General features: G+C 67.9%; 13 protein-coding genes. 5 read left to right on the top strand and 8 right to left on the bottom strand.

Annotation, left to right across the window (positions count from 1 at the left end; all coding sequences use genetic code 11):
- Positions 1-2: 2 nt before the first annotated feature.
- From AVME950_RS08620 to AVME950_RS08600, 5 genes are all read left to right on the top strand, one after another.
- On the top strand, positions 3-179 hold the full coding sequence (locus AVME950_RS08620) for a hypothetical protein (RefSeq protein ID WP_272567275.1): 177 nt from the start codon (positions 3-5) through the stop codon (positions 177-179).
- Positions 172-1,521: an acetyl-CoA carboxylase biotin carboxylase subunit gene (gene accC, locus AVME950_RS08615; RefSeq protein WP_284393093.1), complete on the top strand. Its 1,350-nt coding sequence runs from the start codon at positions 172-174 to the stop codon at positions 1,519-1,521. The genes AVME950_RS08620 and accC overlap by 8 nt, the downstream gene beginning before the upstream one ends.
- 79 nt (positions 1,522-1,600) lie before the next feature.
- On the top strand, positions 1,601-2,503 hold the full coding sequence (gene prmA / locus AVME950_RS08610; RefSeq protein WP_284429452.1) for a 50S ribosomal protein L11 methyltransferase: 903 nt from the start codon (positions 1,601-1,603) through the stop codon (positions 2,501-2,503).
- Between the two features lie 58 nt (positions 2,504-2,561).
- On the top strand, positions 2,562-4,151 hold the full coding sequence (locus tag AVME950_RS08605) for a DUF3426 domain-containing protein (RefSeq protein WP_284429451.1): 1,590 nt from the start codon (positions 2,562-2,564) through the stop codon (positions 4,149-4,151).
- A 33-nt stretch (positions 4,152-4,184) separates the two neighbouring features.
- Positions 4,185-5,081, top strand: a complete 897-nt coding sequence (locus AVME950_RS08600) for a carbohydrate kinase family protein (RefSeq protein WP_284405300.1) — start codon at positions 4,185-4,187, stop codon at positions 5,079-5,081.
- A 101-nt stretch (positions 5,082-5,182) separates the two neighbouring features.
- On the opposite strand, the gene AVME950_RS08595 is transcribed toward AVME950_RS08600, so the two are convergent.
- From AVME950_RS08595 to AVME950_RS08560, 8 genes are all read right to left on the bottom strand, one after another.
- Entirely contained in the window at positions 5,183-5,791 is a 609-nt protein-coding gene (locus AVME950_RS08595) for a histone (protein ID WP_284393101.1), read from the bottom strand.
- A gap of 182 nt (positions 5,792-5,973) precedes the next feature.
- Complete coding sequence (locus AVME950_RS08590; protein ID WP_284429450.1) at positions 5,974-7,170, bottom strand: ribonucleotide-diphosphate reductase subunit beta; 1,197 nt, start codon at positions 7,168-7,170, stop codon at positions 5,974-5,976.
- A gap of 137 nt (positions 7,171-7,307) precedes the next feature.
- Positions 7,308-10,250: a ribonucleoside-diphosphate reductase subunit alpha gene (locus tag AVME950_RS08585; protein ID WP_284429449.1), complete on the bottom strand. Its 2,943-nt coding sequence runs from the start codon at positions 10,248-10,250 to the stop codon at positions 7,308-7,310.
- A 384-nt stretch (positions 10,251-10,634) separates the two neighbouring features.
- Positions 10,635-11,276, bottom strand: coding sequence for a 1,6-anhydro-N-acetylmuramyl-L-alanine amidase AmpD (gene ampD, locus AVME950_RS08580; RefSeq protein ID WP_284429448.1), 642 nt, complete (start codon positions 11,274-11,276; stop codon positions 10,635-10,637).
- On the bottom strand, positions 11,260-12,762 hold the full coding sequence (locus AVME950_RS08575; protein ID WP_284429447.1) for a sigma-54-dependent transcriptional regulator: 1,503 nt from the start codon (positions 12,760-12,762) through the stop codon (positions 11,260-11,262). The genes ampD and AVME950_RS08575 overlap by 17 nt, the downstream gene beginning before the upstream one ends.
- An 18-nt stretch (positions 12,763-12,780) precedes the next feature.
- Complete coding sequence (locus AVME950_RS08570) at positions 12,781-14,487, bottom strand: two-component system sensor histidine kinase NtrB (protein WP_284429446.1); 1,707 nt, start codon at positions 14,485-14,487, stop codon at positions 12,781-12,783.
- Between the two features lie 13 nt (positions 14,488-14,500).
- Positions 14,501-14,722: a PP0621 family protein gene (locus AVME950_RS08565; RefSeq protein ID WP_284425824.1), complete on the bottom strand. Its 222-nt coding sequence runs from the start codon at positions 14,720-14,722 to the stop codon at positions 14,501-14,503.
- Positions 14,719-15,516, bottom strand: a complete 798-nt coding sequence (locus AVME950_RS08560; protein WP_284429445.1) for a cytochrome C assembly family protein — start codon at positions 15,514-15,516, stop codon at positions 14,719-14,721. Before AVME950_RS08560 ends, AVME950_RS08565 begins: the two co-directional genes overlap by 4 nt.
- Positions 15,517-15,518: the final 2 nt, after the last annotated feature.

The following is a 15,518-nucleotide window of genomic DNA, read 5'->3' as shown; positions in this document are numbered from 1 at the left end:
GCATGTCTTCCTCGGTCCTTGTCGGGCGCGCCGGCCTCGTTGCCGGGCGCCAGGGAACGTCCATGTTTCAGAAAATCCTCGTCGCCGGTGCCGGCCGTCTTGCCCCGGGCAAGGCCACGCCAACCGCACTCGCATGCGCCCGCGCATGGGTGATGAGCCGCGAAGAAACCTATGTTTAAGAAAATCCTCGTTGCCAATCGCGGCGAAATCGCATTGCGCATCCAGCGCGCCTGCCGTGAACTCGGCGTCAAGGCCGTCATGGTGTATTCCGAGGCGGATCGCGATGCCAAGTACGTGAAGCTGGCCGAAGAGGCGGTGTGCATCGGCCCCGCGCCCTCGCCGCTGTCCTACCTCAATATGCCCGCCATTATCTCGGCCGCCGAGGTGACCGATGCGGAGGCCATTCACCCCGGCTACGGCTTCCTGTCCGAGAACGCCGACTTCGCCGAGCGGGTGGAAAAGAGCGGCTTCCAGTTCATCGGCCCCACCCCTGAGTCGATCCGCACCATGGGCGACAAGGTCTCGGCCAAGCAGGCCATGATCCGCGCGGGCGTGCCCTGCGTGCCGGGCTCCGAAGGCGAGCTGCCGGAAGACCCGGTGCAGATCCGCCGCATCGCCAAGGCGGTGGGCTATCCCGTCATCATCAAGGCCGCGGGCGGTGGCGGCGGGCGCGGCATGCGCGTGGTGCACACCGAGGCGGCGCTCGTCAACGCGGTGCAGATGACCAAGGCCGAGGCCGGCGCGGCGTTCGGCAATCCGGCCGTGTACATGGAGAAGTTCCTCCAGAACCCGCGCCACATCGAGATTCAGATCCTCGCGGACAAGCACCGCAATGCGGTCTATCTGGGCGAGCGCGACTGTTCCATGCAGCGCCGCCACCAGAAGGTGATCGAGGAGGCTCCTGCGCCCGGCATCCCGCGCAAGCTGATCGAGAAGATCGGCGAGCGTTGCGTGGCCGCCTGCAAGAAGATCGGCTACCGCGGTGCGGGCACGTTCGAGTTCCTGTATGAAAACGGCGAGTTCTACTTCATCGAGATGAACACCCGCGTGCAGGTGGAGCACCCGGTGACCGAATGGATCACGGGCGTGGACATCGTGAAGACGCAGATCATGGTCGCCGCCGGCGAGAAGCTGCCCTTCACCCAGCGCCAGATCGAGATCCGCGGCCATGCCATCGAATGCCGCGTGAACGCCGAGGACCCGTACAAGTTCATCCCCTCGCCAGGCCGCATCACCATGTGGCATGCGCCGGGCGGCCCGGGCGTGCGCGTGGACTCGCACGCCTACACCAACTACTACGTGCCTCCGAACTACGACTCGATGATCGGCAAGATCATCGTGCACGGCGACACGCGCGAGCAGGCGCTGGCCCGCATGCGCACGGCGCTGTCCGAGACCGTGATCGAGGGCATCAACACCAACGTGCCGCTGCACCGCGAGCTGATGGTGGACGCCAAGTTCGTGGCGGGCGGCACCAACATCCATTACCTGGAAGAGTGGCTGTCGCAGCACAAGCGCTGAGATCGCTGCGCGTGGTGGTTTTGCATGCTGGCACCTGGCAACGGGTGCCAGCATTTTCGTTTTCTCCCGGAGGTCTCCCATGTTTGAGCTGAGCCTGATGTGCCCCGAAGACCGGGTCGAGTCCCTGAGCGATGCGCTCGATGCGCTGCAGGCGCTGAGCGTGTCGGTCGAGGATGCCGACGCGCAGACCGATGCCGAGCAGGCGCTGTTCGGCGAGCCCGGCATGCCGCCGCCCAAGGACGGCTGGCAGCGCAGCCGGGTGGTGGCGCTGTTCCAGAACGAAGCCGAAGCGCAGGAGGCGCGGGCCCTGCTGGAGGTGCAGGATTTTTTCGAGGGCTGCCGCGTGCTGGGCGTGGCCACCGTGCCCGAGCAGGACTGGGTGCGCCTCACGCAGTCGCAGTTCGCGCCGGTGGACATCACGCCGGATTTCTGGATCGTGCCCACCTGGCACGAGCTGCCGGCCCAGGCCACGCGCAGCATCCGGCTCGATCCCGGACTGGCATTCGGCACCGGCACGCACCCCACGACGCGCATGTGCCTGCGGTGGATCGCGGCGAACGGCGCGCCGCACGGCGCCGGCGGCAACCCGCTGGGCCGCGTGCTCGACTATGGCTGCGGCTCCGGCATCCTGGCCATCGGCGCCGCCAAGTTCGGTGCGACGGATGTCGACGCCGTGGACATCGATCCGGCGGCCGTGGAGTCCACGCTGCTGAACGCCGAGGCCAACGGCGTGGCGCTGAAGGCCGGCCTGCCCGACCAGGCCAGCGGCACCTACCAGACGGTGCTGGCCAACATCCTCGCCACGCCCCTCAAGGTGCTGGCGCCGCTGCTGTGCGCGCATGTGGCGGCGGGCGGCCATCTGGTGCTGGCCGGTATCCTGGAGCGCCAGGCCGACGAGCTGAAAGAGGCCTATGCGCCGTGGCTGCCCCTGGAGGTGGCCGACACGCAGGAGGGCTGGATCCTGATGGTGGCCGCGCGTTGATGGGCAGGGCCGTGCCGCCCTCCGGGTGGGCATGGCGCCCACCTACAATCCCGAGCCGATGAGCCAGATCACACGCTGCCCCGCCTGCGGCACGACCTTCAAGGTCGTCGCGGACCAGTTGCGCATCTCCGATGGGTGGGTGCGGTGCGGGCAGTGCAAGGAAGTCTTCGATGCGGCGGCCCATCTGGTGCGCTCGGCGTCGCAGGACCTGCTGCCGGAGATGGCCATTCCCGAAGCTCCGCGCGCGGCCGTGCGGCCGCCGGCGCCTGCCGAACGGGCCTGGGGGGCTGGCGCGGCGAGCGTGCCGCAACCCTCTCCGACACCACCCGCGCCCGGCGTGCCACGCGGGCCCACCGTCTCCGGGGCCCTGGCTCCGCCACATTCTTCATTCCCTCCAACGCCAGCGCCGACCGCACCGCTGCCGATGGACGACCCCGCCCCGCCCGCGCCACTAGAGGTGCCGGAGCCGCCGCCGGTGCCGAGCTATCTCACGGCGCGGCCGCTGGCGTCGCCGGGCGTGGAGCCGCCCGCCGACTGGAGCCTGGAGCCTGCGTCTCCGCTGGTTTGGCGAACCCGCTCGAGCGCGACGGATTCCACTGCCGCGCCGGCCAAGCCCGTTCTACCTCCACTGCCATCGGGATGGGCCTTGCCGGGATCGGTGGCTGCCTCTGAACGGCCCATCGGTGCGGAGCCCGCCGCCCCGACACCCCCGCAGGACGAAGCGGCAGTGGCAGGGCGCGCGCACAGCGCACCGCCACCGGAGCCAGCGGGCTATGAACTGCCCTTCGCCGAGTTGCGCGATTCCGAATGGCCCGACGATCTGGACGACGGCCCGCTGCTCGCCGCCGCCGATGTGCCGGATGGCCACGGGCGGCAGGCTTCGACCGACGATGCCATCGCCAAGGCGGTGGCCATGGACATGGCCCTGGAAGCCATCGATGCCGACACCGATCCGGTGGCCATTGCCACGCAGGCCGGTGGTGGGCTGGAGGGCGTGGTGGCGTTGCCGGCAGAAGCGGCCATCGCCTCCGCGGCCCTGGCCGGTGCGCAGCCTTCCGTTCACCGCCTGCCGCTGCACTCGCCGGCGAAAGACGATGACGAAGACGACGATGCGGTGCATGCCACGGCCGCCGATGAGCCGGGCTTCATGCGCGCCGCGCGCCGCAAGGCCTTCTGGGGCAAGCCGGCGGTGCGGGCCGGCCTGGCCGTGCTGCTGATGGCCCTGGCCGCAGGCCTCGGCCTGCAGATGGCAGTGCAGGAGCGCGACCGGCTGGCATCGCAGTACCCCGGTGCGCGGCCCATCCTCCAGGCGCTGTGCGTGCCGCTGCAATGCGCCATCGCCGCCCCGCGCCGCATCACCGAAGTAGTGATCGACAGCTCGTCCTTCAACAAGGGACGGGGCGACTCGTACCAGCTGGCCTTGTCCATCAAGAGCCGTGCCGGCTTTGCCGTGGCCATGCCGTCGGTGGAGCTCACGCTGACCGACACGCAGGACCGGCCGGTGCTGCGCCGCGTGCTGCAGCCCCAGGACCTGGGGGCTCCCGCGGAAATCGCGCCCGGCGGCGAATGGAGCGGCACCTTGCCCATGGTGGTGGCCACGGGCGGCGCGCGTGTCTCCGGCTACCGTGTTCTGGCTTTCTATCCCTGATCTTCGGATCTTTTCTTCTTCACCGGATTTGTTATGGCTGCCTTGATTTGCGGTTCCCTGGCGTTCGACACCATCATGACTTTCGAGGGCCGCTTCGCCGAGCAGATACTGCCGGACCAGTTGCACATCCTGAACGTCTCGTTCCTCGTGCCTTCCCTGCGCCGGGACTTCGGCGGCTGCGCCGGCAACATCGCCTACAGCCTGAAGCTACTGGGCGGCGATCCGGTGCCCATGGCCATGCTGGGCAGCGACGGCGCCGGCTATCAGGAGCGCCTGCGCAGCCTGGCCATCGACACGCGCCACGTGGGACAGGTGGATGACCTCTACACGGCCCAGGCGATGATCATGACCGACCGCGACAACAACCAGATCACGGCTTTCCACCCCGGTGCCATGATGCAGGCCCACCGCTCGCGCATCGTGGCCGAGCCTGACGTGCGCCTGGCCATCATCGCGCCCGATGGCCGCGACGCCATGCTGCAGCACGCCGCGCAACTGGTCGAGGCGGGCATTCCGTTCGTGTTCGATCCGGGCCAGGGCCTGCCCATGTTCAACGGCCAGGAACTGGCGCAGTTCATCGAGCAGGCCACGTGGATCACCGTGAACGACTACGAAGGCCGCATGCTGTGCGAGCGCACGGGCTGGAGCCTGCAGGACATCTCCCGCAAGGTGCGCGGCCTTGTCGTCACGCTGGGCGCCGAGGGCTGCGACGTCTGGGAGAACGGCGAGCGCACCAACGTGCCGGTCGCGGCGCCGGCCGAGGTGGTGGACCCCACCGGCTGCGGTGACGCCTGGCGGGGCGCGCTGCTTTTCGGCCTGGAGCGGGACTGGCCCCTGGTGCGCTGCGCCGCGCTGGGCAACCGCATGGGCGCGCTCAAGATCGCGCAGCGCGGGCCGCAGAACTACGTGCTCGACTTCCACCCCGAGTAAGCCGAGGGCACAGGCCTGCTGCGGCACGATGCGTGTGCAGCAGGCATAAAAAAACCCGGTGCAGGGCACCGGGTTGGCGGGACTTCCCGTGGACGTGGGCCTTACGGCTTGCCACCCGTAGGGAAGGGCCAGGCGGCCTGGGGGTTCAGCGTGGTCTGGGCTGCAGGCGCGGGCGCAGGGGCCTTGGCGGCTTTCTTGGGCGCGGCGGCCTTCTTGGCGGCCGGTGCTGCGGCAGGCTTCTTGGCAGCAGGTGCGGCCGAGGTCTTCTTCGCCGACGTCACGGCCTTCTTGGTCGCGGTCGCTGGCTTGGCGCTGGCCTTCTTGGCCGCCGGTGCTGCGGCCTTCTTGGCCGGTGCAGCCGACTTCTTCACGGCCGTTGCCTTCTTCGCTGGCGCTGCGGCTTTCTTGGCCGGAGCAGCGGCCTTCTTGGCCGGCGCTGCTGCCTTCTTCGCAGCCGTCACCTTCTTGGCGGGGGCGGCGGCCTTCTTGGCGGGCGCTGCCTTCTTCGCTGGAGCGGCGGCCTTCTTGGCTGGTGCTGCTGCCTTCTTCGCAGCCGTTACCTTCTTGGCGGGGGCGGCGGCCTTCTTGGCGGGCGCTGCCTTCTTCGCCGGAGCGGCGGCCTTCTTCGCTACCACAGCCTTCTTGGCGGGGGCGGCGGCTTTCTTCGCGGGTGCTGCCTTCTTGGCGGCGGTCTTTTTCGCAGTTGCCATCATTTTCTCCTTGGGTCAATTTGCAAAGAGCACTCCACGCCTGCATTGGACATGGAGCGATCCATGGCGATGGGACGAGTCCCATCGCCATGAACACGGGAACGCCCCGCACGGCAGGGCTTTGCAGCGCTGCCGGTGAGGGACGTGGAATGAAAATGCATGGCCTGGAATGTGTCGGGAGGCTAATCCCAGGACAGTGCACCGCCGGACTGGTACTCGATGACGCGGGTCTCGAAGAAGTTGCGCTCCTTCTTGAGGTCGATCATCTCGCTCATCCAGGGGAAGGGGTTTTCTTCGTTGGGGAACAGCGCCTCCAGGCCGATCTGCGTGGCGCGGCGGTTGGCGATGTAGCGCAGGTAGCCCTTGAACATGGAGGCGTTCATGCCCAGCACGCCGCGTGGCATGGTGTCTTCGGCGTACTGGTACTCGAGCTCGACGGCCTTCATGAACAGGCCGTTGATCTCTTCCTTGAACTCCGCGGTCCACAGGTGCGGGTTCTCCAGCTTGAGCTGGTTGATCAGGTCGATGCCGAAGTTGCAGTGCATCGATTCGTCGCGCAGGATGTACTGGTACTGCTCGGCGGCACCGGTCATCTTGTTCTGGCGGCCGAGCGCGAGGATCTGCGTGAAGCCGACGTAGAAGAACAGGCCTTCCATCAGGCAGGCGAACACGATCAGCGACTTGAGCAGCGTCTGGTCGGTCTCGGGCGTGCCGGTCTTGAAGTTGGGGTCCATGATCGCCTCGATGAAGGGGATCAGGAACTCGTCCTTGTTGCGGATGGAGGCGACTTCGTTGTACGCGTTGAAGATCTCGCTCTCGTCGAGGCCGAGCGATTCGACGATGTACTGGTAGGCGTGCGTGTGGATCGCTTCCTCGAAGGCCTGGCGCAGCAGGAACTGGCGGCATTCGGGCGCGGTGATGTGGCGGTACGTGCCCAGCACGATGTTGTTGGCGGCCAGCGAATCGGCGGTCACGAAGAAGCCGAGGTTGCGCTTGATGATGCGGCGCTCGTCTTCGGTCAGGCCGTTCGGGTCTTTCCACAACGCGATGTCGCGCGTCATGTTCACCTCTTGCGGCATCCAGTGGTTGGCGCAGGTGGCGAGGTATTTTTCCCAGGCCCACTTGTACTTGAAGGGCACCAGTTGATTGACGTCGGTCTGGCCGTTGATGATGCGCTTGTCGGCGGCATTCACGCGGCGGTGCACGGTGTCGGCGGGCGGGGCAGAGGGGGTGGGCGTGCTGCCGGCGGGCAGGCTTTCGGCGGGTGCCGCAGCGGCTTGCGAAAGCGCGGACGGCGACTCCGCCGGGCGGTTGTTTTGCAGACCGCCGTCCAAGAGTTTCTGCGATGAGGGCTTGACTTCTTCGTCCCAGGTCAGCATAGGTTTTCCAATGGTCGGATTATGAAAGCAGCGCTGCAAAATTAAAAGCGCTGGAGCGTGATGCAGCCATGTTTTTGTTGCTTCACTGCACATGCGCGGCACCCTGATCGATCAGGGTGCCGCGCATGGCGTGCGCATCACTGGCAGGCTTCGCAGGTCGGGTCGTCGATCGCGCAGAACTTCACGTCGGTCGCGGGCAATGCCGCGGCCTGTGCCTGTGCTGCGGCCGCAGCGGCTTCGAGCGCGCTGGGCTTGGATGCGGCCTGCGCGCCGCCGCCGTCGGTGCCCGACGACACGGCGTTGAGCTGGCGCGTGTTCACGGTGCTCATCTCGACGTGCGTGGCGCTTTGCGTGCGCAGGTAATACGTGGTCTTGAGGCCGCGCACCCAGGCGAGCTTGTAGGTGTCGTCGAGCTTCTTGCCCGATGCGCCCGCCATGTAGATGTTCAGGCTCTGCGCCTGGTCGATCCACTTCTGGCGGCGCGATGCGGCCTCGACGAGCCACGATGGCTCGACTTCGAAGGCCGTGGAGTACAGCGCTTTGACGTCCTGCGGCACGCGGTCGATGGAGTGCAGCGAACCCTTGAAGTGCTTGAGGTCCATGACCATTACGTCGTCCCACAGGCCCAGGCGCTTGAGGTCTCGCACCAGGTAGCCGTTGATGACCGTGAACTCGCCCGACAGGTTCGATTTGACCGACAGGTTGCCGAACGAGGGCTCGATGGACGCATCGACACCAACGATGTTGGAGATGGTGGCGGTGGGCGCGATGGCCACGCAGTTGGAGTTGCGCATGCCGTCCTGCGCGATCTTCTTGCGCAGCGCATCCCAGTCCAGCGAGGACGAGCGGTCCACTTCCACGAAGCCGCCGCGGGCCTTCTCCAGCAGCTCGAGCGTGTCGAACGGCAGGATGCCGCGGTCCCACAGCGAGCCCTTGTAGCTTTCGTAGTGGCCGCGTTCCTTGGCCAGCTCGGTTGAAGCCCAGTAGGCGTAGTAGCAGATGGCTTCCATGGATCGATCGGCGAACTCGACCGCGGCCTGCGATGCGTAGGGAATGCGCAGTTCGTACAGGCTGTCCTGGAAGGCCATGATGCCCAGGCCCACGGGGCGGTGGCGCATGTTGGAGGCGCGGGCCTTTTCGACGGCGTAGTAGTTGATGTCGATCACGTTGTCGAGCATGCGCATGGCCGTGGAGATGGTCTTGCGCAGCTTGACGTGGTCGAGCTCGCGGCCGTTCGGGCCGTCCTTCAGATGGCGCAGCAGGTTGACCGAGCCGAGGTTGCAGACCGCGGTTTCGGTGTCGCTGGTGTTCAGCGTGATCTCGGTGCACAGGTTGGACGAGTGCACCACGCCGGCGTGCTGCTGGGGCGAGCGCACGTTGCAGGCATCCTTGAACGTGATCCAGGGGTGGCCGGTCTCGAACAGCATGGTGAGGATCTTGCGCCACAGGTCCGTCGCCTGCAGCGTGCGCGAGGGCTTGATCTCGCCGCGCGCAGCCTTTTCTTCATAGGCCACGTAGGCCTTTTCGAAGTCGGCGCCGAACAGGTCGTGCAGGTCGGGCACGTTGGAGGGTGAGAACAGGGTCCAGGTGCCCTTTTCCATGACGCGACGCATGAACAGGTCGGGAATCCAGTTGGCCGTGTTCATGTCGTGCGTGCGGCGGCGGTCGTCGCCGGTGTTCTTGCGCAACTCCAGGAACTCCTCGATGTCCAGGTGCCAGGTTTCGAGGTACGTGCAGACGGCGCCCTTGCGCTTGCCGCCCTGGTTCACGGCCACGGCGGTGTCGTTCACCACCTTGAGGAACGGCACCACGCCCTGCGATTCGCCGTTGGTGCCCTTGATGTGCGAGCCCAGTGCGCGCACGCGGGTCCAGTCGTTGCCCAGGCCGCCGGCGAACTTGGACAGCAGCGCGTTTTCCTTGATCGACTCGTAGATGCCATCCAGGTCGTCGGGCACGGTGGTCAGGTAGCACGACGACAGCTGCGAGCGCAGCGTGCCGCTGTTGAACAGCGTGGGGGTGCTGGACATGAAGTCGAACGACGAGAGCACCTCATAGAACTCGATGGCGCGCGCTTCGCGGTTGTCTTCCTTGAGCGCCAGGCCCATGGCCACGCGCATGAAGAACGCCTGGGGCAGTTCGATGCGGCTCTTGCGCACGTGCAGGAAGTAGCGGTCGTACAGCGTCTGCAGGCCCAGGTAGTCGAACTGCTGGTCGCGCTCGAACTTCAGCGCGGCGCCGAGCTTTTGCAGGTCGTACTCGAGCAGGCGGGGGTCCAGCAGGTCGTTGTCCACGCCCTTCTGGATGAACACGGGGAAGTAGTTCGCGTAGGCGGCGCCCATTTCGCCGGGCGCCACGTCGCGGCCCAGCACCTCGCGCACGATGGTGTGCAGCAGCAGGCGGGCGGTGGCGTAGGTGTAGTCGGGGTCTTTCTCGATCAGGGTGCGGGCGGCCAGGATGGAGGCCTTGTACACCTCGTCCATGGGCACGCCGTCGTACAGGTTGCGCATGGTTTCGGCCACGATGGGCGCGGCCTGGATGTCGGCGCCCAGGTTGGAGCAGGCGGCCTGGATGAGGCTCAGCATGCGCGCTTCATCGAGGGGCACGCGCTGGCCATGGTCGATCACGTGCAGGGTGGGCACGGCGGGGGTGCGCTGCTCCTGCTGATGGGCGCGCTCCTGCGAGCGGCGCTCACGGTACAGCACATAGGCACGCGCGACCTCGTGGTGGCCACCGCGCATCAGGCCCAGTTCGACCTGGTCCTGGACGTCCTCGATGTGGAACGTGCCGCCGCCCGGGCGCGAGCGCATGAGGGCGCGCACCACGTTCTGGGTCAGCGTGTCCACGACTTCGCGCACGCTGGCCGAAGCGGCACCCTGGGTGCCGTGCACGGCTAGAAACGCCTTCATCAGGGCCACTGCGATCTTCTGCGGTTCGAACGGCACCACTGCGCCGTTGCGGCGAATGATCTGGTAGTGCGTCAGCAGGTCGCTGCCGGGCTGCGCCGCCGGCGATTCGTCTGCGGCAGTGGGGGCTTGCCCGGTGGCTTGGCTGGTGGATGAAGGGTTTAGCGCAGCTTGCATGAAAAGTCCTTTGGGAGCTGTCGGAAAAGGCGAAGTTGGCGGGCCAAAAGGGGACGCCAAAACGAGAAAATGAGTGGGAGTGGAGTGCTGCTTGACACGCTATATCTAGCGTGTGTCTTGGCGTTGGACACTACCGGTAGTGTACAGCGCACTTAAGCAGTTGAGGTGAAGTCTTGATGGTTCCATATCCCGGAAGCCATTGAAGCGCAGGCCTCAGAGAGGCCGCGCAGATGCGGTTTTTTCGGAAAAAACGTGCTCTGGCGCCGGGTGCCGGACATTTCCATTTCGGAAGCCGCGCAGATGCTGTCTCTTTGCCTTGGTGCCGGGGGATCCGAATGTCGCGTTTTGATACCGATCGTGCCAAAGATTAGGGAAAACCCTCAATTATGGCGGTGGTCGGGTTGACTTCCGTGGAAACACGGCGGGTGGCCACGGCAGGTCCGCTCGAAGCCGTTGCCAGTCGAAGCCCGGCCCCGGGTCCTGCTTTCTGCCGGGAGCCACGTCTTCGTGGCCTGCCACGTGGGCGATGGGGTAGCGCAGCGGCAGGTCGGCGCAAAGCCGCGCCAGGGTGGCGTATTGGGCGGGCTCGAAGGTCTGGCCCTCCAGCCCTTCCAGTTCGATGCCGATCGAGTCATCGTTGCAGTTGGCGCGGCCCCGGTAGCTCGACGGCCCGGCATGCCAGGCCCGCAGATCGCAGTCCACGAACTGCCAGAGCCGGCCGTCGCGCTCGATGAAGAAGTGGGCCGACACCTGCAGCCCGCGGATGCCGGCGTAGTAGGGGTGCGCATCCCAGTCGAGGGTGTTGGTGAAAAGCCGGCGCACCTGCCCGCCGCCGTATTCGCCGGGGGGCAGGCTGATCGAGTGCACGACGATGAGATCGATGACCGCCTGGGCGGGGCGGGGGCCGAAGTTGGGCGAGGGCTCGCGCGTGGCGTCCCGGTACCAGCCGCCGTCCCACACCGGCCTGTCCTCCGCCTCCGGGCAGGGCACTGGGCCGGGGTGCGGTGCCTCATTCGCTGTCGTCATTCGCGTCGCTGTCGTTGGGCGCGGCGATGTCCAGGCGGGCGATGCGGTAGCGGATCTGCCGCAGGCTGATGCCCAGCCGCGCCGCGGTGGCGGTGCGGTTGAAGCCGGTATCCCGCAGGGCCCGCACCAGAATCTCGCGCTCTTGCTGGTCCAGCCAGGCCTGCAGGTCGCTGGGCAAGGGCACGGAGGCGGCCGGGTGGGCGCTGCGCGGTGTGCCGTTGCCGGGCGGATCCCCCCCGGGGGCGGGCGATGCGCCCGCATCGGCGCGCGCGGCATCGGCGGCCGAGGCGTGCGGGGGCTCCACGTGCAGCTCTTCTCCATCGCTCAGGGCGACGGCGCGGTGCAGCAGGTTTTCCAGCTCGCGCACGTTGCCGGTCAGCGGGTGCATGGCGATGCGGTCGAGCGCGTTCTGCGTGAGGGGCGGTACCGGCGCGCCCGATTCCTGCGCGATGCGCGCCAGCAGCGTGGCGCACAGGGCGGGCAGGTCTTCGCGGCGTTCCCGCAGCGGCGGGATGACCACTTCGATCACGTTGAGGCGGTAGTACAGATCCTGGCGGAACCGGCCGGACTGCACATCGGCCGACAGGTCGCGGTGGGTGGCGCTGACGATGCGCACATCCACGGTCTCTTCCCCCGTGGAGCCCAGCGCCCGCACGCTGCGTTCCTGGATGGCACGCAGCAGCTTGGACTGCATCGCCAGCGGCAGGTCGCCGATCTCGTCCAGGAACAGCGTGCCCCCGCGTGCCGCCTGGAAGTAGCCGTCGCGGTCCTGCGTGGCGCCGGTGTACGAACCCTTGCGCGCGCCGAAGAACTCGGCTTCGAGCAGGTTTTCCGGAATGGCGCCGCAGTTGACGGCGACCAGCGGTCCGTCCGCGCGCTGGCTGCTGGCATGCAGCGCGCGCGCCACGAGCTCCTTGCCGGTGCCGGATTCGCCGCGGATGAGCACGGGCGCCATGCTGCGCGCCACCTTGGCGATGCGCTGCTTGACGTTGCGCATGGCCTCGGACTCGCCCACCAGCCGGTCTAGCGACAGCGTGGTGCCGCCGGCCACGGCCTCTTGCGGGGCGCGCGGCGCGGTGCCGGGACGGGCCGAGCGGGGCGGCGGCACGCCGCCCGTGCCCTGGACCGCCGATGCGACGACCGAGCGGAACTGCTTGAGGTCCACCGGCTTGGTGAGGTAGTCGAAGGCGCCCGAGCGCAGGGCCTCCACCGCGTTCTCGGCCGAGCCATAGGCCGTCATGACCACACAGCGCTCGCGCCGCTGCTGGTCGCGCAGCTCGTGCAGCAATTCCATGCCGAAGCCGTCGGGCAGGCGCATGTCGGTGATCACGGCGTCGAACTTGCGGGCCTGCAGCTGCTGGCGGGCCTCCTGCAGGTTGCCCGCCGTCTCGACCCGGTAGCCTTCGCGCAGCAGCGTCAGCTCGTACAGGGTGCGCAGGTCGGGTTCGTCATCGACGACGAGGATCGTGGCGGCGTTGGCGTTCATGGACAGGTGCGGGCGGGGTCAGACGACGATTGTGTCAAACAGCGTGGTGTTCGGGTCCTGCGGCCGGGCGTTCTTGCGGAACACGACCGTGAACGCATTGCCGCCGACCGCCCCGCGCGGCAGGTTGCGGGTGAGGCGCTGGTAGCCGATCGACGCGCCGTGCCGCTGGCACAGCTCGCGGCAGATATAGAGACCCAGCCCGCTGGAGCGGCTTTCCGAGGAAAAGAAGGGCTCGAACAGGTGGCGCTCCACGGTCTTGTCCAGCGGCGCCCCGTCGCTCCACACCTGCAGTCCCACGGCGCCAGCCGCGCTGACGTAGGTGGCCACGTAGAGCGAGTCCGGCTCGCCGCCCATGTAGCGCAGCGCGTTGTCGAGCAGGTTGACGAGCACGCGGCGCAGGTGTTCGGCGTCGAACTCCACGGGCGCGCGGCCCGCCTCCAGCGCGAGCTGGGCTCGGCGCTTACCCGGTTCCTGCGCCTGCCAGTCGCCCCAGGCCTGCGCGACCGCATCGCACAGCACGACGGTGGAGGCGGGGGCATGGCTGATCTGGTGCTGTACCCGGGCGATGTCCAGCACCTCCTCCGCGATGCGGGCCAGCCGCTCGGCGTTCTGCTGCACCATGTGGGCCAGGCGCTTCTGGCCGGGCTCGTGCAGTTCTTCTTCCAGCAGGGCATTGGCCTGCATGATGGCCGCAAGGGGATTGCGGATCTCATGGGCCACGGCGGCCGACATGCGGCCCATCGAGGCGAGCTTTTCGGTGCGCAGGCGGGCCTCCATCTCGCGCAGGTCGTGCAGGAACATCACGCACAGGTGCTCGCCCCCGGTCTCGCGCGCGATCTCCTGCGACGACGTGAGCCAGGCCCGTACGTGCAGCGCCAGCGGGCTTTGCCCCGGGTGCAGCACGTCCACGTCGGCGCTTTGCGGCTGGCCTTTCTGGAAGGTCTGGCGCGCCATGGCCAGCAGCGGCTTCCAGGGCGAGGAATGGGCCATGGAGAACGGCAGGGCGTGGCGGGCGTTGGTGCCCAGCAACCGCAGCGCCGCGGGGTTGGCGATGCGCACGGTGTCGCGCTGGTCGAGCACCAGCACGCCGTCCGACAGGTTGTGGATGACCAGGGCGCTCACCTGTTCCTGCACCTTGGCTGCCATCTGGCTGGCCTGGGCCAGCTGCTGCTCCCGGTTCAGGCGCGAGGCGAGCTGGTGCACCAGGTAGGCGACGATGAAGTAGCCCGTGCCGGTGAGGGCCGTCTGGAAATAGCGCTGCGTGGCGTCGGAGCCGCCGCTGCTGCCCAGCCACCAGGCCCATGCCAGCAGCAACAGCGTCACCGCCGCGGTCGTGCCCAGGGCCAGGGTCAGCGTGCCCAGCACGCCGGCCATCAGGATGGGCAGGCCGAACAGGGGCGTGAAGTTCATGGAGCCCACGTGCAGGATCTGCAGTGTGCTGATCAAGGCCAGGTCCACGCCGATCGAGCACATCCACTGCAGCCACGAATGGGGCCCGGGCGGCGCATTGCCGGCCAGCACCAGCAGCAGCACGGTAGCCACCAGGTAGCCTGCGCAGATGCCCAGCAGCAGGGGTTCGTAGGACTGGTTCAGCGCCACGCCCAGGCCCTGCAGCAGCAGCAGGGCGGCGGCCACCATGATGCGGCCCGACAGGAAGCTGCCCCACAGCCGGGCGAAGGGGGCGTCGGCGGACAGCAGGGCGCTGGCGCGTTTCAGGGCCGGCACGGGCGGAGGCCTTTCACGCCGGCCCTTGGCGCTGGTGCTCGGGAGTGCAGTAGCTCGCGCCGCCGTCGGTCAGCGCCTCGGAGCGGGGGATGTGCACGCCGCACCGGGCGCAGGACACCATGGCCTGTGGCAAGGCGGGGCGCGCCGCGGCGGGCGGTGGCATCTCCCGGCGCCGCTGGTTGCGCCACACCCCGAACGCGATGACCAGCACCGCCAGCAGGACGAGGTACTTCATGCGGCGCGTCCCAGGACCACTTCGAGCACGAAGCGCGAGCCCACGTAGGCCAGCAGAAGCAGGCCGGCGCCGGCATACAGCACGCGCACGGCGCTGCGCCCGCGCCAGCCGAAACGCGCGCGCCCGATCAGCAGCACCGCGAACGTGATCCATGACAGGACCGAGAACACTGTCTTGTGCTCCCACTTCCAGGCCCGGCCGTACAGCGTTTCGCCGAACAGCCAGCCGGCCACCAGCGTGGCGGTGAGGAGCACGAAGCCGGCCATCACGAAGCGGAACGTGAGGCGCTCCAGGGTGAGCAGGGGAATGCCGCTGTGCGGGTCCGCGGCCTGGCGGATCTTGCGCTCCGCGCGGGTCATGAGCCAGGCATGGACCACGGCGGCGGCGAACAGTCCGTAGGACGCGATGCCCAGCGCCAGGTGCAGCGGCAGCCAGGCGGATGCGTTCACGTGCAGGGGCTGCCCCGGAAACAGCAGCGCGAGCACCACCGCCACGGAGCCCAGGGCGCCCAGCAGCCAGCGGGCCTGGAGTTCGGGAAACATCTGGCGTTCGACGGCATACACGGTGAGGACCAGCCATGCCGTCATGGAGAGGGCGGGCGCGAAACCGAAGTGCGGCGTGCCTCCGAGCAGGCTGTAGGCCAGCACCGCCGCATGCAGGCCCCAGGCGACCCAGAGCGCGGTGCGGCCCGTTTTGCCGCCGAACCGCGCGGCGGCCGCGGCGGGGGCGGCGTAAGCCATCGCCGCGGACAAGGCCAGCAGCCAGCTGACGGGGGACGCACTGGGTAAAATCATGG

The organism is Acidovorax sp. SUPP950 (assembly GCF_030158935.1).
In the GTDB taxonomy this organism is placed as follows: domain Bacteria; phylum Pseudomonadota; class Gammaproteobacteria; order Burkholderiales; family Burkholderiaceae_C; genus Paracidovorax.
The sequence above is the reverse complement of the archived record's forward strand: the minus strand, read 5'-3'. Positions and strand labels throughout refer to the sequence as shown.